We start from the raw sequence: 19,551 nt of genomic DNA on the forward strand, positions 1-19,551 counted from the left end.
GTCCTGCTTATTGGTGAGTCATGATGTCGTAGAGTTCTTCATCACTCTGAGCATTGCGCAGTAGCTTCAATACTTGCTTATCGCTCAGACGTTCTGCCATAGAGGATAGAGTCTTGAGGTGTTCTTTGCACTGTTCTTCTGGTACTAAGAGCGCAAAAAGCAGGTCGACAGGTCGATTATCAATCGCATCAAATTCAATCGCTTCATCACATTGCAGCAGGACAGCAATCGCCTTATCGCTCGATTGCATTCTAGCGTGCGGGATAGCAATACCGTTCCCAATACCAGTGCTGCCCATCTTCTCTCGGTTGAGCATGGACTCGAATAGTTTGGTAGAATCTTGGCCCGTCTGATCAGCCACGATGCGGCTGATCATTTCAAGGGCGCGTTTTTTACTCGTACATTGGACGGCACTTTTGGTGCAGTCCAATGACAGTATTTCGCTCAATTGCATGATTAATGACTGTTCATTTTTTCTTTGTGCTTATTAAGTTGACGAACCAATTTATCTACCAGCGAATCAATCGCCGCATACATATTTTCGTCATCGGCTGACGCATGGATTTCGCCTTGATTGATGTGGAGCGTCGCTTCCGCGATTTGGGTGGTTTTTTCAACTTTTAGTACAACATGTACTTGATTGATATGCTCGAAGAACCTTTCGAGCTTCTGAAACTTAGATTGAACATAGTCTTGCATTGAATCGGTAAGATCGACGTGATGGCCTTGAATATTGATTTGCATAGACTTTCCTTTTCAGTTGGTGCCTTATAACAGGCGTTTACGCTGACTTGAAGGGGCAATACCCAAGGATTCGCGATATTTTGCTATCGTACGTCTTGCTACCTGAATCCCTTGGTCAGCCAGAAGAGCAGCAATCTTGCTGTCACTCAATGGTTTTGCTGTGTTCTCTGTCGCGACCAGTTTCTTAATGAGTGCGCGAATTGCTGTTGACGAACATTCTCCGCCGTTGTCAGTACTCACATGGCTAGAGAAGAAGTACTTCAATTCAAAAATACCACGAGGTGTGTGCATAAATTTTTGTGTTGTTACACGAGAAATCGTCGATTCATGCATATCCACCGCCAAGGCGACATCGTTTAGTACCATAGGCTTCATGGCTTCTTCACCATACTCGAAGAAATCTTGTTGATGTTCAACAATGCACCTTGCAACTTTGAGTAGTGTCTCGTTTCGACTCTCTAAGCTCTTAATTAGCCATTTTGCCTCTTGCAAATTGCTACGAATATACTGGCTGTCGGCACTGTTGCCTTTACCTAACTGAGCATATTGTTGGTTTACTTTTAGTTTTGGGATGCTATCAGGATTGATGGAAACGATCCATTTTCCCTGATCTTTGAATACCGAAACGTCTGGGACGACATATTCAGTATCATCTGGAGTAATACGGCTGCCCGGACGTGGATCCAGTTGCTGGATCAGTTTGAGGACCTCACGTAAATCGCCTTCTTTTAGCTTGGTCTCTTTAATCACCAACTTGTAGTCACGATTGCCGAGGTGATCGATGTGATCAGCAAGAATCATTTTAGCTTCCGAAAGCCAAGGCGTATCCTCAGGGAACGTGGCAAGTTGTAGCAGTAAACATTCTTGTAAGTTGCGTGAGGCAACGCCAAGCGGGTCGAATTGCTGAATTCGTTTACGAACCGCTTCTACTTCGTCTAGTTCGATGTCTTCGCTGTCGAAGCTCTCGTGGATATCTTCAGGGGTAAGCGTTAAGTAACCGTAGTCGTCGATGGCATCAATAATAGCAAGAGCGATAGTACGGTCAGTTTCACTGAACGGCGTTAAGCCTAACTGCCACATCAGGTAATCTTGTAGTGATTCTGTGGTTTCGCCTTGATAGACCGGCATGTCGTCATCCAGCGCTATACCAGTACTGCCACTGTTGGCGCTATATACGTCATCCCAGGTGGTGTCGATTTCAAGTTCTGAGCTTATTTCTGATTTTTCAATCACGTCCGAGCTATCAGGGACGTCGATTTCTGTTGGCTCGTTGGCACTGTTGTTATCAGACGCTTCGGCGGCTGATTTATCTTCACCGTTAGCTAGAGGCTCGTCTTGGCCTTCTTCAACTTCCAATAGTGGGTTTGAATCCAATGCTTCTTGGATTTCTTGTTGAAGATCGAGTGTCGACAGTTGCAGCAAGCGAATTGCTTGTTGCAGCTGTGGCGTCATGGCTAATTGTTGACCTAGCTTGAGTTGTAATGAAGGTTTCATTCAGTGTTACTTACCTTGTAATGCTCAGAATCTTACTGTTCCTAATATAATCATAGACGGAATTGTTCACCGAGATAAACTTGTTTCACCTGTTCATTATTGAGAACGTCTTCTGGAGTTCCCGATGCAATGAGGTTCCCCTGACTCACGATATAGGCTTTTTCACATACGTCCAGTGTTTCACGTACGTTATGGTCAGTGATTAACACGCCAAGGCCACGATCACGTAGGTGTTCTATGATCTTTTTGATGTCGTTGACCGAAATAGGGTCAACACCGGCGAAAGGTTCATCCAATAAAATGAATTGTGGGTTTGCTGCTAAGGCGCGAGCGATTTCAACCCTACGTCGTTCACCACCCGATAGTGCCATACCAGCACTGGTTCTGATGTGCTGGATGTGGAATTCTTCCAACAAATCTTCCAGTTTGTCTTGGCGTTCTTCGCGCGTGATTTCTTGACGAGTTTCGAGAACCGCCATGATGTTATCTTCCACAGAGAGCTTACGGAAAATCGATGCTTCTTGTGGAAGGTAGCCAATTCCGAGACGTGAGCGACTGTGCATTGGCAGAATACTGATGTCTTTATCATCAATGGTGATGGTGCCTTCATCTCGCGGCACTAACCCTACAATCATATAAAACGAGGTGGTTTTACCTGCACCGTTTGGACCCAATAGCCCCACAATTTGGCCAGACTCAACTTCTAAGCTCACATCCGTGACGACCTTGCGTTTTTTGTAGCTTTTCGCCAAGTTTTTTGCACTCAGTACCGCCATGTTATTTCTCTATCTGATTGGGTTGCAAAATGGTTGTCACGCGTTCTTCTTTAGAGCTATCTGCGACTAGCTTTTGTTTACCAATTTGGTAACGAATCGAAGAGCCTTTGATGGTGTTGTTGTCTTGTGCCAGTTGCGCTTGACCTTTCATGGTCAGTTCGTCTTTAGCAAGGCGGTAATCCAGTTCCACAGCCTGACCACTTAATGTTTTACCGTCGTCCATCAGTTGTGAGAACTTGGCGGGTTGACCAAAGGCTTGAATCTGTTTAATTGCTTCGGTTTTAGGATCGCGGGTAACCACGATCCTGTCTGCATCGATATTGATGCTACCTTGCTTAAGGGAGACATCGCCTTTAAAAATAACCTGATTACTCTTCATGTCCACCTGCTGGGTGTCAGAGTTGATGTAAACCGGCTGTTGAGTATCCGACTTAAGGGCCAGCGCTTGAGGCGCTGCCAGTACCAGTGCCAGTAGGCTAAGGTGTAACGGTTTCATATCGACCTTGAACTTCATTTGTCAGAGTCGCAGTATGCTGTTTCAAGTTTCCTTGCATTGCGCCTCCAGTAGTTTCAAATTGTGGCCCAACCAACATGACCTGTTGATTGGCTTTAAAATCACGATTGGTTAGATTAATGATCAGCTTGTCTGTCGTCATAGTATCAAAGCTCGCACCAGGCAACAGGTTTTGCATTAAGACCTGGTCATATAACGTTAAAATCTGGTCTTCATCTAACACAGCGCTTGCGGCTGTCACCTTCCACTCAATAACGCTACCTTCACGGTAAATCATTAAGGTCGGGTTGTTAAAAATTGTGTCTCCACTCTTAGCATAATGATCTAAGTTAGTGGAACGGATGATGTAGCTACGAACACCATCTTCACCGTAGGTGATGTTTTCCAGTCCAGTGCCACTGAACATGGGCAGCTCAGAATCTGGGGCTACTTGAATTGTATCGTTGCTTTTTGGTGTGAGCAGATAATAACCACACCATGCAACGACAAAGGTCAAGAGCAAATATATAAGGCGAGTAAAACTCATATAATGAAGGCCTATTGTTTAGCTCAGTACTTCCCTGACTATTGCCTTTATTTGTGTAATAAATTTTAAATCATTATGCTGATATTACATCACGCCAGCTTTTAGTAAATCGTGCATATTCAGTGCACCGACAATTTTATCGTTCTTACATAAAATTAGCGCGTTGATGTTTTTGTTTTGCATTAAGTTTAAACCTTCAACCGCGAGCATGTCTGGGTTGGCGGTGGTTGGGTTTTTTGTCATGACTTCACCAATCGCGGTGGTATGGATATCGATGCGTTTATCCAATGTTCGACGTAAATCGCCATCAGTGAATATACCAAGCATAACACCGTGTTCATCGACAATAGCCGTCATACCCAAGCCTTTTTCTGAAATTTCTAGCAGAGCATCGCGGATCAGTGCGTCTGGAGAGACTTTAGGCAGTGCGCTACCAAAGTGCATAATATCAGACAGCTTAAGTAGCAATTTTCTCCCCAGTGCACCTCCCGGATGGGAAAGTGCAAAGTCTTCTGCTGAGAAACCACGAGCTTGAAGTAACGCGACGGCCAGTGCGTCTCCCATCACCAACGTTGCGGTGGTGCTGCTGGTTGGAGCCAAGCCTAACGGGCAGGCCTCTTGAGGGACGGTAATTTGCAAATGAAAATCCGATAGTTTCGCCATATTGGACTCTGGTTTACCGGTCATGCTGATTATTTTGATGTTGAGACGTTTCAACACGGGGAATAGAGACAAAATCTCATTCGATTCACCTGAGTTAGAAATCGCCAGCACGATGTCACCAGCGCTGATCATGCCCAAGTCGCCATGTGCTGCTTCACCGGGGTGAACGAAAAACGCAGAGGTCCCGGTACTCGCAAGGGTTGCAGCAATCTTATTGCCAATATGGCCTGATTTGCCCATACCCATGACGACAACTTTGCCGTGGTTGGAAAGGATCTGTGCGCAAGCTTTCTCAAATTGTTCATCAAAGTAAGTGTCCAGCTTTTGCAGAGCGGCGACTTCGATATCAAGAACTTGTTTCGCAGCAGCGCGAAAATCAAATTGAGTGGACATATCAGTTCTCTACTAATTTATTGTGATTATTAAGCGGCCATGTTGGCGAATAAGTACACTTGGTAACCCAAGAAGCACACAAACAAGATGGCCCCTTCAATACGGTTAATGCAACGTGATTTACCTAAACACATTGCCACAAGCAATAATGAAACACCTAACATGACCCAGAAGTCACGCCCCATCGCGTACTCACTTAGTACTGAAGGATTGATGACGCCAGGAATGCCCATTACTGCCAGAATATTGAAAACGTTCGAGCCGATAATGTTACCTACCGCCATATCGTCTTCGCCTTTTAGGACGCCAGCGAGGGAGGCGGCCAGTTCTGGGAGGCTGGTACCGATAGCAATAATGGTCAACCCGATCACGAGATCGCTCATGCCAAAGAATTTAGCAATGATGACCGCGTTATCAACCAAAATGTTGGCTGCCAAAGGAAGCAGTATCAATCCAATAACCACCCACATGATGGCTTTTGGGTTACTCACGCCTTGAGGAATTTCAGACGCTTGATTATCTAGAAAGGCATCGCCAGCCTTTTGTTCTTTACGGCTGATCTGCAACATAGCAAATAAAAAGGCCCCAAAAAGAACAAACAATAAGACACCTTCATAAAAGCCGAGGTGACTATTCCAAAGTAGAGCGCCAGCAAGCAAAGTGACAGCTATCATCAAAGGTAATTCTCGGCGAATCACTGCCGAGTTGATCGACAAAGGCTTTATCAGTGCAGTGATGCCTAAGATTAAGGCGATGTTCGCAATGTTAGAGCCGAGTACATTACCAACCGCGGTATCGGTTTTTCCGTCCCAAGCGGCGGTGGCAGACACCATCATTTCAGGCGCAGAAGAGCCCATGGCAAGGATTGTCATGCCGATAACAAGAGGTGAAATACCGACGTTGCGGGCTATCGCTGCAGAACCAAAAACAAGTTTATCTGCACTCCAAACGAGTAAAACAAGACCGACAATAAGCAACGCTACGGCTTCGAGCATGAGAATTCCTAAGTATTAAATAAGTGAAATGAATAACCGCTAATTTTGACCTTTTGCAGCCGAAAATGAAAGGTAAACAACAAATAAATTAAAGCTTAGTAACGAAAATGTAGGTAAATATCGCTGATTTAAATCGACGATACCAGTCTAGAATTTAAACACTTTATGTTGATTGGATCATAATTAACGAAGAATTGCTTGAATCAGGTTCGCTTTATTTAATTGAACGGTGCTTTAAATTCAGAGCCAATGTGCTTATGATTGCAGCCTGATAAGTGTATCGAAGTTACTTTATTCAACGTGAAGTTAATAAACACACTTGGTGTGAGTTGGCTTGGCGACTCTGTGAGTCCTAACGCTCCGACACGACAGTAAAAGAGATGATATGTCGAACAACGATTTAGTCACCGTGAACAACCTCACTTTTTCACGGGGAGAGCGCAAGATCTTTGATGGTATTGAACTGCATGTCCCTGAAGGCAAAGTGACGGCGATCATGGGACCATCGGGGATTGGTAAAACCACATTATTGAGGTTGATTGGTGGTCAGTTGTATCCTGACCAAGGCGAGATTTGGTTCGATGGCGATAATATCCCCTCACTCTCTCGTAAAAAACTTTATCATGCACGTAAGAAAATGAGCATGTTGTTCCAATCTGGGGCGCTGTTCACGGATTTGAATGTGTTTGATAACGTCGCATTCCCTTTAAGGGAGCATACCAACCTTCCGGAAGATGTGATTCGGAGCATGGTGCTATTAAAACTCGAAGCGGTGGGTTTGCGTGGTGCCGCTCAACTGATGCCTAGTGAGTTATCGGGGGGGATGGCGCGGCGCGCAGCCCTAGCGCGAGCGATTGCATTAGATCCGGATCTGATCATGTACGATGAACCATTTGCTGGGCAAGACCCTATAACCATGGGGGTACTGGTCGAGCTCATCAGTAATTTGAATCAGGCGCTCGACTTAACTTCTATTGTGGTTTCTCATGATGTGACTGAAGTCATGAGCATTGCTGACTGGGTTTACCTGATGGCGGATGGCAAAATCATCGCCTTTGGTACACCGCAAGAGCTTAACCAGAACCCAGATCCTCGCGTGCAACAGTTTTTACAAGGCGACGCAGATGGTCCTGTGCCATTTCGTTTTCCTGCCCAAAGTATCGAAGAGGATTTATTTGATGGTCGATAACGTGATTCAATTTGTCGCCTCAGTAGGACGGCGCACATTGTCCATCAGTGAAGCTTTTGGTCGTGCAACGTTAATGTTGGTGGGCGCGCTATTCACTAAGCCTCAACCTGTCAAAAGCTTTCCGCTACTCATTAAGCAGCTATATTCTGTTGGTGTGCAATCTTTGGCGATCATCGTCGTATCGGGCTTATTTATCGGTATGGTTTTGAGCTTGCAAGGTTACGTTGTACTGGTGGACTATGGCGCTGAAGGGAGTCTTGGTCAAATGGTGGCGCTCTCTTTATTGCGTGAACTTGGGCCAGTCGTGACTGCGCTTCTTTTCGCAGGTCGAGCGGGATCCGCATTGACTGCTGAAATAGGATTGATGAAAGCGACAGAGCAGCTTTCCAGTCTTGAAATGATGGCGGTGGATCCTTTGAAAAGAGTGATCGCACCACGCTTTTGGGCCGGAGTGATCTCGATGCCACTGCTTGCCATGATTTTCATGGCGGTCGGCATTTGGGGCGCTCAGCTGGTTGGTGTGGACTGGAAAGGCGTTGACCACGGTAGCTTTTGGTCAGCGATGCAGTCCTCTGTTGAGCTAGGGCAAGATATTGGTAACAGTATGATCAAATGCTTTGCGTTTGCGATTACGGTTACTTGGGTCGCTCTATTTAACGGTTATGATGCTATTCCGACCTCGGAAGGTATTAGCCGAGCCACTACGCGCACAGTTGTGCATTCTTCTTTAGCAGTACTGGGATTAGACTTTGTACTGACCGCATTGATGTTTGGGAATTAATCATGCAACAAACACGTAAAACTGAATTATGGGTTGGCAGCTTTGTATTAGCAGGAATTTGCGCGATTCTTGTGATGATTTTTCAAGTTGCTGACGTTAAAAGCCTTGGCTCTGGCGATACTTACACACTCAAAGCCGAGTTCGATAATATAGGTAGTTTAAAAGTGCGTTCACCAGTGAAAGTGGGCGGAGTTGTCATTGGGCGAGTCAGTAATATCAGCCTTAACCCTGATAACTTGGTGCCGGTTGTTAGCCTGTCGATCAACAGCCGTTACAATCAGTTCCCAGAAACGTCTAGTGTACAAATTTTGACGTCGGGCTTGATTGGTGAACAATACATTGGTTTAGTGCCAGGTTTCGTCTTTGATGATGAAGTCATGCTGGTCGATGGCGATACCATTGAAGACACCAAATCTGCGTTAGTACTCGAAGATTTAATTGGTCAGGTGCTTTACAGCGTAGGTGGTTCAGACGAGTCAGGTAAGGAATAACTATGTTAGTAAGATTACTACTTTGTGTTTGTGCTGCTTTGACCACATTGGGTACAAGTGCAGTGGAAGTGGACCAAACTCAGCCGTATCAAATGATGAAGCAAGTGGCTGAGATGACGTTCGAACGATTGAAAACGGAACAGCCAAAAATCAAACAAAACCCCGAACTACTCAAGGACATTGTTGAAGAAGAGTTAATGCCTTACGTCAACTACCGTTACGCCGGATTAAAACTGCTTGGTCCTAACTTAAAAGGGGCTAAGCGAGAAGATGTGTTAGAGTTTATTGATGCATTTCGGGTTTACTTGATCGCGTCATACGCACAAGTATTGACGCAATACAGCGATCAACAAATTACCTTTGAGCCAGAGACTCAAATCAGCGACTCTAAGCGGATCACGAGCATCAAGGTTGAGATCATTGATGCGCCACGTCCAAATATCAAACTTGAGTTTAAACTGCGGAAAGATAACAAATCCGGTGATTGGGAAGCATTCGACATGATTGCGGAAGGCATTAGTCTGCTATCAAGTAAACAGTCAGAGTGGAATAGCAAAATTCGTCAAGACGGTATTTTAGCCGTAGCGAAAGATTTGAAAAAATTAGCGGCGGAGCCTATTCGCTTTGAGGCGAAAAATTAATGGATCAGTCTCCCGCTCAGTGGCATCTAAACCAAAATATTCTTAAGCTGACAGGGGCGCTAGATAGAGATACAGTGCCTTCACTGTGGGCGTATGCACAGCAATGGCAACCGTCTCAAACTGAGCTGGAATGCTCGCTTGAGCAGATAAAGCGCGTTGACTCTGCAGGAATGGTGATGTTAATCCACTTATTAGAGCATGCAAAAAAGCAAAACTGTCATATAATGCTCAGTTTCGTGCCGACGCAACTGCGCACTTTGTTTCAACTTAGCAACGTTGAATCTTTAGTGGCCAAACACATACAGAATGATCAGGGGTAAATTGTGGATAGCGCAAAAGTACAACAGTTATTGGAAGAAGCACTAAACCTTCAAGAAGTGCATGTAAAAGGTGAAGGTAGCCATTATGAAGTGGTTGCTGTTGATGCTTGTTTCGATGGAATGAGCCGCGTTAAGAAGCAGCAGTTAATTTATGGTCCTCTTGTAGAATACATCCAGCGTAACGACATTCACGCATTATCGATCAAAGCGTTCACACCAGAAGAGTGGGCTCGTGATAAGAAACTGATGTCACTTTAAGGTCTATTGATGGAAAAGTTTCGAGTTATTGGGTCAGACAAGCCACTCTTGGGTGACGTGACCATTTCCGGTGCAAAAAACGCAGCACTGCCGATTTTATTTGCGTCTATTTTAGCTGAAGAGCCAGTAGAAGTGGCGAACGTGCCACATCTTCGCGATATCGACACAACGATGGAACTGCTAAAGCGTCTAGGCGCCAAAGTCAGCCGCAACGGTTCCGTTCACGTTGATCCAAGCAGCATAACTGAATACTGTGCACCTTATGATTTAGTAAAAACCATGCGAGCATCGATCTGGGCATTGGGCCCACTAGTGGCACGCTTTGGTCAAGGGCAAGTCTCTTTACCTGGCGGTTGTGCTATTGGTGCTCGTCCGGTTGATTTGCACATTTCTGGTCTAGAACAACTAGGTGCCACCATTACGCTAGAAGATGGTTACGTAAAAGCCGAAGTCGATGGTCGCCTGAAAGGTGCGCACATTGTGATGGATAAAGTGAGCGTAGGCGCGACCATTACCATCATGTGTGCAGCAGCATTAGCAGAAGGCACCACAACACTAGACAACGCGGCGCGTGAGCCTGAAATTGTAGACACAGCTGACTTTTTAAATAAGTTAGGTGCAAAGATTTCGGGAGCAGGCACGGATACGATTACGGTCGAGGGGGTTGAACGCCTTGGTGGTGGTAAGCACAGCGTTGTAGCGGATCGCATCGAAACTGGTACATTCCTCGTCGCTGCAGCCGTCTCTGGTGGTAAAGTGTTATGCCGTAATACTAACGGGCACTTACTCGAGGCGGTATTAGCGAAGCTTGAAGAAGCGGGCGCATTGGTTGAAACGGGCAAAGATTGGATCTCTGTTGATATGACCGACCGAGAGCTGAAAGCGGTGAGCGTACGCACTGCGCCGCACCCAGGCTTTCCTACGGATATGCAAGCACAATTCACACTACTGAACATGATGGCCAAAGGTGGGGGTGTTATCACAGAAACTATCTTTGAGAATCGTTTCATGCACGTACCCGAATTGATGCGAATGGGGGCGAAAGCGGAGATCGAAGGTAACACGGTTATCTGTGGTGATGTTGACTCGCTTAGTGGCGCACAGGTGATGGCAACCGACCTACGAGCTTCGGCAAGTTTGGTGATTGCGGGCTGTATCGCGCAAGGTGAGACCATCGTTGACCGCATTTATCACATTGATCGTGGTTACGACAAGATTGAAAATAAACTGGCTGCACTTGGCGCAAATATTGAGCGAGTGAGCGAGGCAAGTTAAACTGCACCGCAGATAACTTGGATATCGAGAGAGCCGAAACTCAGGTTTCGGCTTTTTTATATCACTCTCATGACTATCATTACCCGTTATGGAAAGAGAGAAACTAATAGCTGTATCTGGCAAAAAGCCGGTTCCTGGAGAACAAAAATGATTGCACTGTTACGTGTATTTGCTGTCGCGATTTTTGCGATTGTGATGTTTATTGGTGGTTGTAGTTACTGCCTACTAAGCCCTCGAAACCCTAAGCACGTATTCACCTTTGGTCGATTGTTCGGCAAGATGTCTCGCGTATTTGGGATCAAGCTGGAGCTGAGAATTCCTGAAAATGCGTACTCTCGCGGTCAGCATGTTTATATCGCCAATCACCAAAACAACTGGGATCTTTTTACGGTATCTTCAGCGGTCACGCCAAAAGTCGTAACGGTTGGCAAAAAGAGTCTCGCATGGATGCCATTGTTTGGTCAGATCTACTGGTTAACGGGAAATATTTTGATTGACCGTGCGAACCGTTCCAAAGCAAAAGGCACCATAGATCAAGTGGTGAATAGCATGAAAGAGAGCGATGTGTCGGTTTGGATGTTCCCAGAAGGTACGCGCTCACGTGGGCGAGGCTTATTGCCCTTTAAAACGGGAGCATTTCATGCCGCTATCGGTGCTAAAGTACCGATTATTCCTATCGTTTGCAGCTCTACCAATAAAATTAAACTAAACCGCTGGAACAACGGTCATGTAATTGTTGAGATGCTGCCACCAATTAGTACCGAGAACTATGGCAAAGAAGGCATTCGTGAGCTTGCAAATATCTGTCATGCGCAAATGAAAGAGAAATTAGCAGCGCTGGACGAAGAAGTGAAGCAGCGCAACGCCGCGTAAACGTATCAATAACGCATAGCAAAATGGGTAGCCTAGGCTACCCATTTTTGTTTCTCATCAATCCAATATCGGCAATTATTTGCGAACGGCGATGGCTTCAATTTCGATGCCTACATCTTTCGGTAGACGAGCCACTTCAACGCAAGAGCGTGCAGGGTAGTTGGCAACTTGGTGCTCGTCAAAGAACTTGCCGTATACTTCGTTTACGGTACCAAAATCGTTTAAGTCCTTCACGAAAACCGTTAGTTTTACGATATCAGTTACGTTTAGACCAGAAGACTCAACCACGGCTTTGACGTTTTCTAGAGATTGACGTGCTTGCTCTGCGATGTTTTCTGACACTTCACCAGTCGCTGGGTTGACAGGAATTTGGCCAGAAGTCAGAACCATATTACCTAGGTCTACGCCTTGAACGTAAGGGCCGATTGCTGCTGGTGCAGACTCAGTGTGAAGTACTTTCGTCATTTGATTTTTCCATCCGGTTGTAGGGGAATAAAGAGTGTAACCAAGCATCTTGAGGCTACTTGAGTGTAAGCAGTTTGCCTTTAAAGTAGGGGGAGGTAAAGAGCAAAATACCCCGATTTAACAGGGTATTTTAAACGCATTACAGCCTAGTGCGTGGGGGCTATCTTTCGGTTACGATCTCGCGAGAGAAGACTTTTTCGCAGTATTTACATTTTAAGCGGATTTCTTGTTTCTTTTCAAATACGCTAAAACTGCTCTCTACTGGCTCATTGTGAGAAATACAGTTTGAGTTAGGGCATTCGAATATATCGTTAATTTTCTCGGGGAGCTCTAGCGCAAGTTTCCTCACCACTTCGTAGTTCTCGATTTGATTGACCGTCGCATGTGGAGCGTAGAGCGCGAGTTTGCTCGCTTGATCTTCATTGATAAACACGTTCTCGACTTTCAGTAGATCTTTTTGCCCTAGTGCTGATGACGGTAAGTTTAGGCCAATCGTGACACGCTGCGAGGAGTTGTGCATATCGAACAGTCTTAATACTTTGATGCCGATTTGCGCGGGAATATGGTCGATGACCGTGCCATTTTTGATTGCTTCTACCTGTAATTGAGTTTCTTTAGTCATGTCTTTTTCTCCTCGATTACAGTGTTTCGTTTAGAACTAGTGCTAACAAGGCTTGGCGAGCATACACACCGTTTTGAGCCTGTTGAAAGAAGTAAGCGTGCGGGGTTTTATCTACATCGGTGGTGATTTCATCGATGCGAGGAAGAGGGTGAAGCACTTTTAGGTTTTTACGCGCACCTTCAAGTAAAGCGGCGGTCAGAATATAAGCCGACTTGATGTGAGCGTATTCCGACTCGTCAAAACGCTCTTTTTGAACACGAGTCATATAAAGGATGTCAAGTTCTGGAATCACGGCTTCCATATCGGTATGTAGGCTGTATTGAATACCGGCCTCGTCCAGTTCTTCACAGATGTAATCTGGCATTGCCAGTACTTCAGGCGCAATAAAGAAAAAACGGATGTTATTGAATTTCGCTAAAGCTTGGGTCAATGAATGAACCGTACGGCCGTATTTTAGATCGCCGACGAATGCGACGTTTAGATCATCCAAGCGACCTTGGGTTTCCGCAATGGTGTAGAGATCAAGTAAGGTTTGAGTTGGATGCTGGTTTGCACCGTCACCTGCATTAATCACAGGTACACCGTTTGAGAATTCAGACGCTAAACGAGCCGCGCCTTCTTGTGGGTGGCGCATCACAAAAGCATCCACGTAAGAAGAAATAACTTGTACTGAGTCAGCCAGTGTCTCGCCCTTTTTCGCCAGAGAAGTATTACTACCATTATCAAAACCGATAACATCACCACCAACACGTTGGATCGCGGTTTCGAAAGACAAACGAGTACGAGTCGATGGTTCAAAGAAACAGCTTGCGACAACTTTGTTTTTAATCAGTTCTGGTCGCGGTGTTTTTTTAAGGCTACCTGCTGTGTCTACGATAAGTTCCAGCTCTTCACGTGAAAGCTCTGGAATAGAGATGATGTGCTTTTGGTAAAGCGAATTCGCCATGATCTTCTTCCCTATAATTGTGATGACTCTTTCCAAAAACTCCTAGCAAGAGGTTTGGACATAAAAAAACCTCCCCAAATGGGGAGGTTTTAAAATTCGATAGAATTAACGAAAATAACATGGCATAAGCGCAGTCGCTTAGCGAAAGAAAATCGCGATTTTACGTCGACAATCAGTTTGGTCATTTCGTAATCCTCAGACAAATTGCCGAGCATTATACGCTTAAGTTTCGTGAGCGCAAGCGATTACATCATGCTTTTAGCCACCTCTTTTGCACGCAGGTTAATTGCCTAGGGTGGCGACCATCACGGCTTTGATAGTATGCATGCGGTTTTCGGCTTCATCAAAGACGATGGAGTAGTCAGACTCAAATACCGCTTCTGTAACTTCAAGGCCTTTCATTGCGTATTTCTCTGCCACTTCTTTGCCGACGGCAGTTTCATCGTTATGGAAAGCGGGTAAGCAGTGCATAAACTTCACGTGGGGATTGCCCGTTTGTTTAATAACGTCCATATTAATTTGATATGGAGTCATTAGAGCTACACGCTCATCCCAGGTTTCTGCTGACTCACCCATGGAGACCCACACGTCGGTATACAGGAAATCACAACCTTTGACGCCTTCTTCAACGCTTTCAGTTACGGTTATCTTCGCGCCAGTCTGTTGAGCTATTGCTTGGCAAGTCGTAACTAATCCCTCTTCTGGCCAGAACGCCTTTGGTGCGACAAGGCGAATGTCCATCCCCATTTTGGCTGCGCCAACCATGAGTGAATTACCCATGTTGTTTCGAGCGTCGCCTAGGTAAGCGAAGGTCATTTCATGCAGCTGTTTACCACGGCCATGCTCTTGCATGGTTAGGAAGTCGGCAAGGATTTGGGTTGGATGAAACTCATCGGTTAACCCGTTCCAGACTGGAATACCCGCGTAAGTGCCAAGCTCTTCCACGATGGACTGACCGAAACCACGGTATTCGATGCCGTCATACATGCGACCAAGCACGCGAGCGGTATCTTTCATGGATTCTTTGTGCCCAATCTGCGAACCAGAAGGGCCAATATAAGACACTTGTGCTCCTTGATCAAAGGCAGCCACTTCAAACGCACATCGGGTGCGAGTAGACGACTTCTCAAAGATGAGTGCAATGTTTTTGCCTTGAAGTTTCTGCTGCTCTGTTCCGGTATATTTTGCTTTTTTTAGCTCTGCGGACAATTCGAGCAAGAATTGGATCTCTTTGGTTGAGAAGTCCAATAGCTTCAAAAAGTTGCGGTTACGTAAATTGAAAGCCATAGCTCGTCCCTTTGTACGTGTGATTGAATGATCACATTAAAACATATAAATGCTTTTAATGTGAATATTTATTTTAATCGTTGTTCGCTTGATGCTGCTTGGGGACCAATAGAAAAGGTTGATGTTTGCACATCAACCTTAGCTTAACTCACCAGAAAGGGAGAGAAAGTTAGATATCATCTCGCTCTATTGGACAGCTCATACAGCGAGCGCCTCCTCGACCTCGGCCTAGTTCATTACCCGGTACGGTGAGTACTTGAATGCCTGCTTTATCGTACTTCTCATTGGTGTAAACATTGCGTTCGTAACCAATAACCACGCCCGGTTTTACTGTGAGAACGTTGTTGGCATCATTCCATTGCTCACGCTCTGCCTCATAGGTGTCACCACCGGTGGTGATAATTGTTAGTTGATCTAAACCAAGGGCGGTTTCTATTGCATGCAGATAATTATGGGATGCTTCTACATGCATTTCACCCTTGTTTTTTGGTGTGAGACGCCATGTGTCGAGATCTTTGCGCATGATTTCTGGGTATACTGAGAAAGTGTCGATATCCATATGTGTCATCACCGTATCTAAGTGCATGCATGAACGATGTTTCGGCAAATCAATAGCGATCACTTCGGTGGCTTGACCGGCTTTAAAAAGGCTTGCTGCTAGATTTTCAACGCCTTGTGCAGTTGTGCGTTCTGACATGCCGATGAGCACGGCACCTTTACCGATAACCAGAACATCACCACCTTCGACGTTCGCGTTATCGTAATGCAGGTCATCATCGCCAAAATACTTAATAAAGTCTTGGCCAGCGAAAATCGGGTGCCAACGGTAAATCGCCCGCAAGTGATTGGTTTCACGCTGACGTGCTGGCATCATCATCGGGTTGAGTGATACGCCGCCGTATACCCAGCACGAGGTGTCGCGGGTGAAAAGGTGATTAGGCAGTGGCTCGATCACAAAGTCCAACGGGCGTTTCATCTTAGGCAGCATTGAAGAGGATTGAATAGGGAGCTCGGAGTAGGCCAAACCGCCGAGAAAGATGGTTGCGAGGTGCTCGTCATCCATTTCAGAGAAATACTGACGTAAGTCGCGCGCAAATGTCGGGCCATAACGAAAATCAGAAATTTGAGTGTTCAATAACCACTGCTTTGCCTCTGGAACGGCAAGAGTTTCGACCAGTAAGTCGTGGAGTAAAAGCACTTCGACACCCTGATCGTGCAGAGTGCGAGCAAACGCGTCATGCTCTTCTCCTGCAGCCTCTACCGCCAGTACGTCATCAAACAGTAATTCATGACAGTTTGATGGGGTTAAATGGGTGAGGGCTCGCTCTGGGCGATTGAGTAGAACTCGTCGAAGTTGGCCGACTTCTGATCCGACGTACAGCTTGCTCATTTTGTATCCTTACAAATATTCCAACCATCATTTATGACAAGCTTATCGAAAAGGTGCAAGTTACTTAAGTTTTCTTATATTCTTTAATTTAGTTTATTTTTGGATTTAAGTTTTAAATTATTTATTTTTTAAGGCCTTGTTTGGCATTAAGTATTTTGATGTCTATTTTGGAAAAGATGCGTTTTTATGCTTTTTACTTTGATAAAAGGCGTTCCCATGCTTAATGAATTAAATGTGCATATGTATTCGTTTTTGTGTATATATTAGGCTGGCTTTATTCGTCATCACTAAATTAAGAGTGTGTAACTGTATTCAAGAATGGTTCATAAACACGCATAGAAAGATAAGGTAGCGATAAAATGCGCTGATTAGAATGTTCTGAATATTAAAAAAAAACACTTTTTGTTAATTGTTTGTTTTTTTGGATGAGGAGGGGAATATTTACCTTTGAATAACGGATAAGAATCGTCGTGGGGTAGTGTTTGTTTGTGGCTTTTCATCGCGATCCATGCCATATTTCATCGGATCTGAATACCAAGTAACTAATCTGGAGCCAAAACATGTCTCACGAAGATGAATATCTATCAGTAGAAGAATTAATTGAGATTCAAAAGGAAGAGACTCGCGATATCATTGCAGCATTGCTAGAAGATGGCAGCGACCCAGATTCACTTTATGAAATCGAGCACCATCTGTTCGCAGAAGACTTTGACACGCTAGAGAAAGCGGTCGTGGAAGCGTTCAAGATGGGCTTTGAAGTACTTGAAGCAGAAGAAACAGAAGATGAAGACGGTAAGAAGCTGCTTTGTTGTGATGCGACAATGGAATCAACATTGGATGCAGAAGCTATTGACGCTCAAGTTGAAAAGCTCATTCACTTAGCTGAAAAATACGACATCATCTACGATGGTTGGGGAACTTATTACGAAGGCGAAGATGCACTTTACCCTGACGCAGATGAAGACGTTGAATAATTGATTGTTATTTCTTACTAAAAAGCCAGCGTTCAACGCTGGTTTTTTTGTTTCTTGAAACAACGTCGTTACATAATTCACATTGAGTTTATAGAGGATTTCTCCCTATAATGCGGGAAAATTGATCTAGCTCAAGGTGCATATGCAACTTTCACTCGCCGGTTTATGGCAAGTTTCTCCACTGACGGACCTCTCTATTCCACAGGATGATATCTCTTTCCCTGCTCCTTTGAGTCAGGCATTACCTGAATATTTAACGGAGGAGGCGATTCGTCAGCAAGAATGGCATTTGATGCATGACATTGATGTGGATGAGTCCATGATGGCATTTCCTGCGGTTGAAATGGTGTTAGGTGGTATCGACTATCATGTTGAAGTCCGTTTGAATGGCGTTGCAGTGTTTGATTGTGATGGTGATCAGAACGTATATAAAAAAGAGATCCGCCCATATCTACAACTAGGCCGTAACCGTTTTGAAATTTTATTTCTTGAAGAAGAAGAAGCCTTGTTGTTCGAAGAAGATCAACCCGAGCTTTGTTTGTTAGCTGGCCAAGGTTACCAGAAAAGCGATGAACGGTTGGGAATATGGCAAGAGCCTTGCCTGCAGTTTATTCGCAATGTGCGTTTAGAGCGTGTTGCTACCGAGCAGATTTGGCATCATGGTGGTGGTTGCGAGTTTAAAGTGGATCTCTATTATCAAACCCTCGTACCGGGGCTGGTGTCTGCGTCAGTAAAATTTAATGGAATGACTTATAGTATTCCGATTGATGTTCGTACCGATCATGTCAGTGCACTGTTTCAGCTCGAGGCTCCCAAATACGCCGATGTAAACAATCCTGATCCTAACGATCTGTATTCGTTGTCTGTCGAGTTGGACGGTCAACGCCAAGACTTTTCGGTCGCGCTAAGCCAACAGCTGTGCGCGACTCATGTGGTGATCTAATGGTTGCTTCTGTTACAGTGCTTTTAGCATGACCACTTCACATGCATCATGCCCTGTTTGTCCAAGCGGGGCGTCCAAGTGAGCGAAGCCAAGATTTTCATATAATCTGACGGCCTCTTTCAAACATTCGGTCGTTTCTAAGTAGCACTGCTGGTAACCGAGTTGTTTCGCCAATTGCAAACTTAACGCGACAATGCGTTTGGCTAAGCCGTGTCCACGAGTTTGCGGCAAGAAGTACATTTTTTGTAGTTCACACACATTCGGTTCACCTGCTAGTGGGGCAAAACCACCACCACCGACGATCTCACCTTGCTGTTCAATGACCCAGTAAGCGGCCTTTTTTTGCGCGTAAACGGAGCACATGTCATCGAGAGTGGGATCTGCCACACCATAGCCTTTGTCGGCGGTGAGTCCATACTCAGCCGAAACTTGGCGAATCACATTAGCAATGCCAGAGTTATCTTGAGGTGTGAGTGGACGAAGTAGAAAATCCGCAATTTGTTCCATGCCGTACCTAATAAATTGAGCTCTTAGGCTCAATATATTGCGTTTAAGTGTGTCGATGCAAACAAAACTGCGGTGCTGGAGTTTTTGCTGATGATTTACGCATCCATACTTTCTCGTGGAAGTAGTAAGCCACCGTATTCAAACTCGGCTCTAGCATCGCCATTACGCCGCCGACAAATGCATCACCTGTTAGTAAGTAAACCACGGTAAAAGCGACGCTGAAGTGCACGGTCGCAAAGCTTGCGGTTTTTAATTTGGTCATCCACTGACGAGCTTTAAGTGCTGGGACTTTTGCCCATGCCTTTTCATGAAAGTAGAAGGCTACGGTGTTCACTGAAGGCTCAATCATAGCAATTAAACTACCAATTAAAATGTCGCCTGTGAGTACGTAAGCGACACTAAATGCGATAGTAAAATGCAGTGCTGCGAAAGTTAGTGTCTTTTTCATGATAATTACTCAATCGTGTTTGTTTCGATTAGTTTA

At 45.1% G+C, this 19,551-nt stretch carries 24 protein-coding genes and 1 pseudogene; 10 read left to right on the plus strand and 15 right to left on the minus strand.

From position 1 onward, the window contains the following. Positions 1–7: 7 nt before the first annotated feature. The 8 genes from ptsN to ATG66_RS07420 form a co-directional block, all read right to left on the minus strand. Positions 8–454 (minus strand): PTS IIA-like nitrogen regulatory protein PtsN, encoded by a 447-nt coding sequence (gene ptsN / locus ATG66_RS07385; RefSeq protein WP_098414716.1) that lies wholly within the window; start codon positions 452–454, stop codon positions 8–10. 2 nt (positions 455–456) lie between these two features. Next, complete coding sequence (gene hpf, locus ATG66_RS07390) at positions 457–744, minus strand: ribosome hibernation promoting factor (protein ID WP_098414717.1); 288 nt, start codon at positions 742–744, stop codon at positions 457–459. A 24-nt stretch (positions 745–768) separates the two neighbouring features. After that, positions 769–2,238 (minus strand): RNA polymerase factor sigma-54, encoded by a 1,470-nt coding sequence (locus ATG66_RS07395; RefSeq protein WP_098414718.1) that lies wholly within the window; start codon positions 2,236–2,238, stop codon positions 769–771. 50 nt (positions 2,239–2,288) lie between these two features. Then, positions 2,289–3,014: an LPS export ABC transporter ATP-binding protein gene (lptB, locus tag ATG66_RS07400; RefSeq protein ID WP_098414719.1), complete on the minus strand. Its 726-nt coding sequence runs from the start codon at positions 3,012–3,014 to the stop codon at positions 2,289–2,291. 1 nt (position 3,015) lies between these two features. Next, positions 3,016–3,510 (minus strand): lipopolysaccharide transport periplasmic protein LptA, encoded by a 495-nt coding sequence (lptA, locus tag ATG66_RS07405; protein ID WP_098415865.1) that lies wholly within the window; start codon positions 3,508–3,510, stop codon positions 3,016–3,018. Beyond that, complete coding sequence (lptC, locus tag ATG66_RS07410) at positions 3,491–4,054, minus strand: LPS export ABC transporter periplasmic protein LptC (RefSeq protein ID WP_098414720.1); 564 nt, start codon at positions 4,052–4,054, stop codon at positions 3,491–3,493. The genes lptA and lptC overlap by 20 nt, the downstream gene beginning before the upstream one ends. Positions 4,055–4,138: 84 nt before the next feature. Continuing rightward, on the minus strand, positions 4,139–5,110 hold the full coding sequence (kdsD, locus tag ATG66_RS07415; RefSeq protein ID WP_098414721.1) for an arabinose-5-phosphate isomerase KdsD: 972 nt from the start codon (positions 5,108–5,110) through the stop codon (positions 4,139–4,141). Between the two features lie 29 nt (positions 5,111–5,139). After that, entirely contained in the window at positions 5,140–6,105 is a 966-nt protein-coding gene (locus ATG66_RS07420) for a calcium/sodium antiporter (protein WP_098414722.1), read from the minus strand. 385 nt (positions 6,106–6,490) lie between these two features. Here ATG66_RS07420 and mlaF point away from each other — a divergent pair, with 385 nt between their 5' ends. The 8 genes from mlaF (at position 6,491) to ATG66_RS07460 (ending at position 11,933) form a co-directional block, all read left to right on the plus strand. After that, positions 6,491–7,294, plus strand: a complete 804-nt coding sequence (gene mlaF, locus ATG66_RS07425) for a phospholipid ABC transporter ATP-binding protein MlaF (RefSeq protein ID WP_098414723.1) — start codon at positions 6,491–6,493, stop codon at positions 7,292–7,294. Continuing rightward, entirely contained in the window at positions 7,284–8,075 is a 792-nt protein-coding gene (gene mlaE / locus ATG66_RS07430) for a lipid asymmetry maintenance ABC transporter permease subunit MlaE (RefSeq protein ID WP_098414724.1), read from the plus strand. The genes mlaF and mlaE overlap by 11 nt, the downstream gene beginning before the upstream one ends. Positions 8,076–8,077: 2 nt before the next feature. Further along, a complete protein-coding gene (gene mlaD / locus ATG66_RS07435) occupies positions 8,078–8,566 on the plus strand; it encodes an outer membrane lipid asymmetry maintenance protein MlaD (RefSeq protein WP_098414725.1) in 489 nt (162 codons plus the stop codon). A 2-nt stretch (positions 8,567–8,568) separates the two neighbouring features. After that, complete coding sequence (gene mlaC, locus ATG66_RS07440; RefSeq protein ID WP_098414726.1) at positions 8,569–9,207, plus strand: phospholipid-binding protein MlaC; 639 nt, start codon at positions 8,569–8,571, stop codon at positions 9,205–9,207. Beyond that, a complete protein-coding gene (locus ATG66_RS07445) occupies positions 9,207–9,527 on the plus strand; it encodes an STAS domain-containing protein (protein ID WP_098414727.1) in 321 nt (106 codons plus the stop codon). The genes mlaC and ATG66_RS07445 overlap by 1 nt, the downstream gene beginning before the upstream one ends. A 3-nt stretch (positions 9,528–9,530) precedes the next feature. Next, complete coding sequence (ibaG, locus tag ATG66_RS07450) at positions 9,531–9,785, plus strand: BolA family iron metabolism protein IbaG (RefSeq protein WP_098414728.1); 255 nt, start codon at positions 9,531–9,533, stop codon at positions 9,783–9,785. Between the two features lie 9 nt (positions 9,786–9,794). After that, positions 9,795–11,060 carry a UDP-N-acetylglucosamine 1-carboxyvinyltransferase gene (gene murA, locus ATG66_RS07455; protein WP_098414729.1) on the plus strand — a complete coding sequence of 422 codons (1,266 nt, stop codon included), beginning with the start codon at positions 9,795–9,797 and terminating at the stop codon, positions 11,058–11,060. 147 nt (positions 11,061–11,207) lie between these two features. Next, complete coding sequence (locus ATG66_RS07460; RefSeq protein WP_098414730.1) at positions 11,208–11,933, plus strand: 1-acylglycerol-3-phosphate O-acyltransferase; 726 nt, start codon at positions 11,208–11,210, stop codon at positions 11,931–11,933. Positions 11,934–12,008: 75 nt separating this feature from the next. Here ATG66_RS07460 and ATG66_RS07465 read toward each other — a convergent pair whose 3' ends face one another. From ATG66_RS07465 to arcA, 5 genes are all read right to left on the minus strand, one after another. Further along, entirely contained in the window at positions 12,009–12,398 is a 390-nt protein-coding gene (locus ATG66_RS07465; protein ID WP_098414731.1) for a RidA family protein, read from the minus strand. Positions 12,399–12,558: 160 nt separating this feature from the next. Beyond that, positions 12,559–13,020: an aspartate carbamoyltransferase regulatory subunit gene (gene pyrI, locus ATG66_RS07470; protein WP_098414732.1), complete on the minus strand. Its 462-nt coding sequence runs from the start codon at positions 13,018–13,020 to the stop codon at positions 12,559–12,561. 16 nt (positions 13,021–13,036) lie between these two features. Continuing rightward, positions 13,037–13,966, minus strand: coding sequence for an aspartate carbamoyltransferase (pyrB, locus tag ATG66_RS07475; RefSeq protein ID WP_098414733.1), 930 nt, complete (start codon positions 13,964–13,966; stop codon positions 13,037–13,039). A gap of 282 nt (positions 13,967–14,248) precedes the next feature. Next, complete coding sequence (locus tag ATG66_RS07485; protein ID WP_098414735.1) at positions 14,249–15,253, minus strand: ornithine carbamoyltransferase; 1,005 nt, start codon at positions 15,251–15,253, stop codon at positions 14,249–14,251. A 169-nt stretch (positions 15,254–15,422) separates the two neighbouring features. Further along, positions 15,423–16,643 (minus strand): arginine deiminase, encoded by a 1,221-nt coding sequence (gene arcA / locus ATG66_RS07490; protein WP_098414736.1) that lies wholly within the window; start codon positions 16,641–16,643, stop codon positions 15,423–15,425. Between the two features lie 560 nt (positions 16,644–17,203). Here arcA and rraB point away from each other — a divergent pair. Both rraB and ATG66_RS07500 read left to right on the plus strand, forming a co-directional pair. Then, positions 17,204–17,617 (plus strand): ribonuclease E inhibitor RraB, encoded by a 414-nt coding sequence (gene rraB, locus ATG66_RS07495; protein ID WP_098414737.1) that lies wholly within the window; start codon positions 17,204–17,206, stop codon positions 17,615–17,617. 142 nt (positions 17,618–17,759) lie between these two features. Further along, entirely contained in the window at positions 17,760–18,560 is an 801-nt protein-coding gene (locus tag ATG66_RS07500; RefSeq protein WP_098414738.1) for a glycosyl hydrolase 2 galactose-binding domain-containing protein, read from the plus strand. Positions 18,561–18,572: 12 nt separating this feature from the next. Here ATG66_RS07500 and ATG66_RS07505 read toward each other — a convergent pair. Then, positions 18,573–19,046 (minus strand): annotated as a pseudogene (locus ATG66_RS07505) (GNAT family N-acetyltransferase); the annotation flags it as partial. Between the two features lie 64 nt (positions 19,047–19,110). Continuing rightward, complete coding sequence (locus tag ATG66_RS07510; RefSeq protein WP_098414740.1) at positions 19,111–19,515, minus strand: DUF2061 domain-containing protein; 405 nt, start codon at positions 19,513–19,515, stop codon at positions 19,111–19,113. Between the last annotated feature and the right edge of the window lie 36 nt (positions 19,516–19,551).

Source organism: Vibrio sp. ES.051 (genome assembly GCF_002563795.1).
Classification (GTDB): Bacteria; Pseudomonadota; Gammaproteobacteria; order Enterobacterales; family Vibrionaceae; genus Vibrio.

Excerpts from the sequence above, each read along its gene's own strand:
- ptsN (WP_098414716.1), bottom strand. The coding sequence starts at position 454 with ATGCAATTGAGCGAAATACTGTCATTGGACTGCACCAAAAGTGCCGTC.
- hpf (WP_098414717.1), bottom strand. The coding sequence starts at position 744 with ATGCAAATCAATATTCAAGGCCATCACGTCGATCTTACCGATTCAATG.
- ATG66_RS07395 (WP_098414718.1), bottom strand. The coding sequence starts at position 2,238 with ATGAAACCTTCATTACAACTCAAGCTAGGTCAACAATTAGCCATGACG.
- lptB (WP_098414719.1), bottom strand. The coding sequence starts at position 3,014 with ATGGCGGTACTGAGTGCAAAAAACTTGGCGAAAAGCTACAAAAAACGC.
- lptA (WP_098415865.1), bottom strand. The coding sequence starts at position 3,510 with ATGAAACCGTTACACCTTAGCCTACTGGCACTGGTACTGGCAGCGCCT.
- lptC (WP_098414720.1), bottom strand. The coding sequence starts at position 4,054 with ATGAGTTTTACTCGCCTTATATATTTGCTCTTGACCTTTGTCGTTGCA.
- kdsD (WP_098414721.1), bottom strand. The coding sequence starts at position 5,110 with ATGTCCACTCAATTTGATTTTCGCGCTGCTGCGAAACAAGTTCTTGAT.
- ATG66_RS07420 (WP_098414722.1), bottom strand. The coding sequence starts at position 6,105 with ATGCTCGAAGCCGTAGCGTTGCTTATTGTCGGTCTTGTTTTACTCGTT.
- mlaF (WP_098414723.1), top strand. The coding sequence starts at position 6,491 with ATGTCGAACAACGATTTAGTCACCGTGAACAACCTCACTTTTTCACGG.
- mlaE (WP_098414724.1), top strand. The coding sequence starts at position 7,284 with ATGGTCGATAACGTGATTCAATTTGTCGCCTCAGTAGGACGGCGCACA.
- mlaD (WP_098414725.1), top strand. The coding sequence starts at position 8,078 with ATGCAACAAACACGTAAAACTGAATTATGGGTTGGCAGCTTTGTATTA.
- mlaC (WP_098414726.1), top strand. The coding sequence starts at position 8,569 with ATGTTAGTAAGATTACTACTTTGTGTTTGTGCTGCTTTGACCACATTG.
- ATG66_RS07445 (WP_098414727.1), top strand. The coding sequence starts at position 9,207 with ATGGATCAGTCTCCCGCTCAGTGGCATCTAAACCAAAATATTCTTAAG.
- murA (WP_098414729.1), top strand. The coding sequence starts at position 9,795 with ATGGAAAAGTTTCGAGTTATTGGGTCAGACAAGCCACTCTTGGGTGAC.
- ATG66_RS07460 (WP_098414730.1), top strand. The coding sequence starts at position 11,208 with ATGATTGCACTGTTACGTGTATTTGCTGTCGCGATTTTTGCGATTGTG.
- ATG66_RS07465 (WP_098414731.1), bottom strand. The coding sequence starts at position 12,398 with ATGACGAAAGTACTTCACACTGAGTCTGCACCAGCAGCAATCGGCCCT.
- pyrI (WP_098414732.1), bottom strand. The coding sequence starts at position 13,020 with ATGACTAAAGAAACTCAATTACAGGTAGAAGCAATCAAAAATGGCACG.
- pyrB (WP_098414733.1), bottom strand. The coding sequence starts at position 13,966 with ATGGCGAATTCGCTTTACCAAAAGCACATCATCTCTATTCCAGAGCTT.
- ATG66_RS07485 (WP_098414735.1), bottom strand. The coding sequence starts at position 15,253 with ATGGCTTTCAATTTACGTAACCGCAACTTTTTGAAGCTATTGGACTTC.
- arcA (WP_098414736.1), bottom strand. The coding sequence starts at position 16,643 with ATGAGCAAGCTGTACGTCGGATCAGAAGTCGGCCAACTTCGACGAGTT.
- rraB (WP_098414737.1), top strand. The coding sequence starts at position 17,204 with ATGTCTCACGAAGATGAATATCTATCAGTAGAAGAATTAATTGAGATT.
- ATG66_RS07500 (WP_098414738.1), top strand. The coding sequence starts at position 17,760 with ATGCAACTTTCACTCGCCGGTTTATGGCAAGTTTCTCCACTGACGGAC.
- ATG66_RS07510 (WP_098414740.1), bottom strand. The coding sequence starts at position 19,515 with ATGAAAAAGACACTAACTTTCGCAGCACTGCATTTTACTATCGCATTT.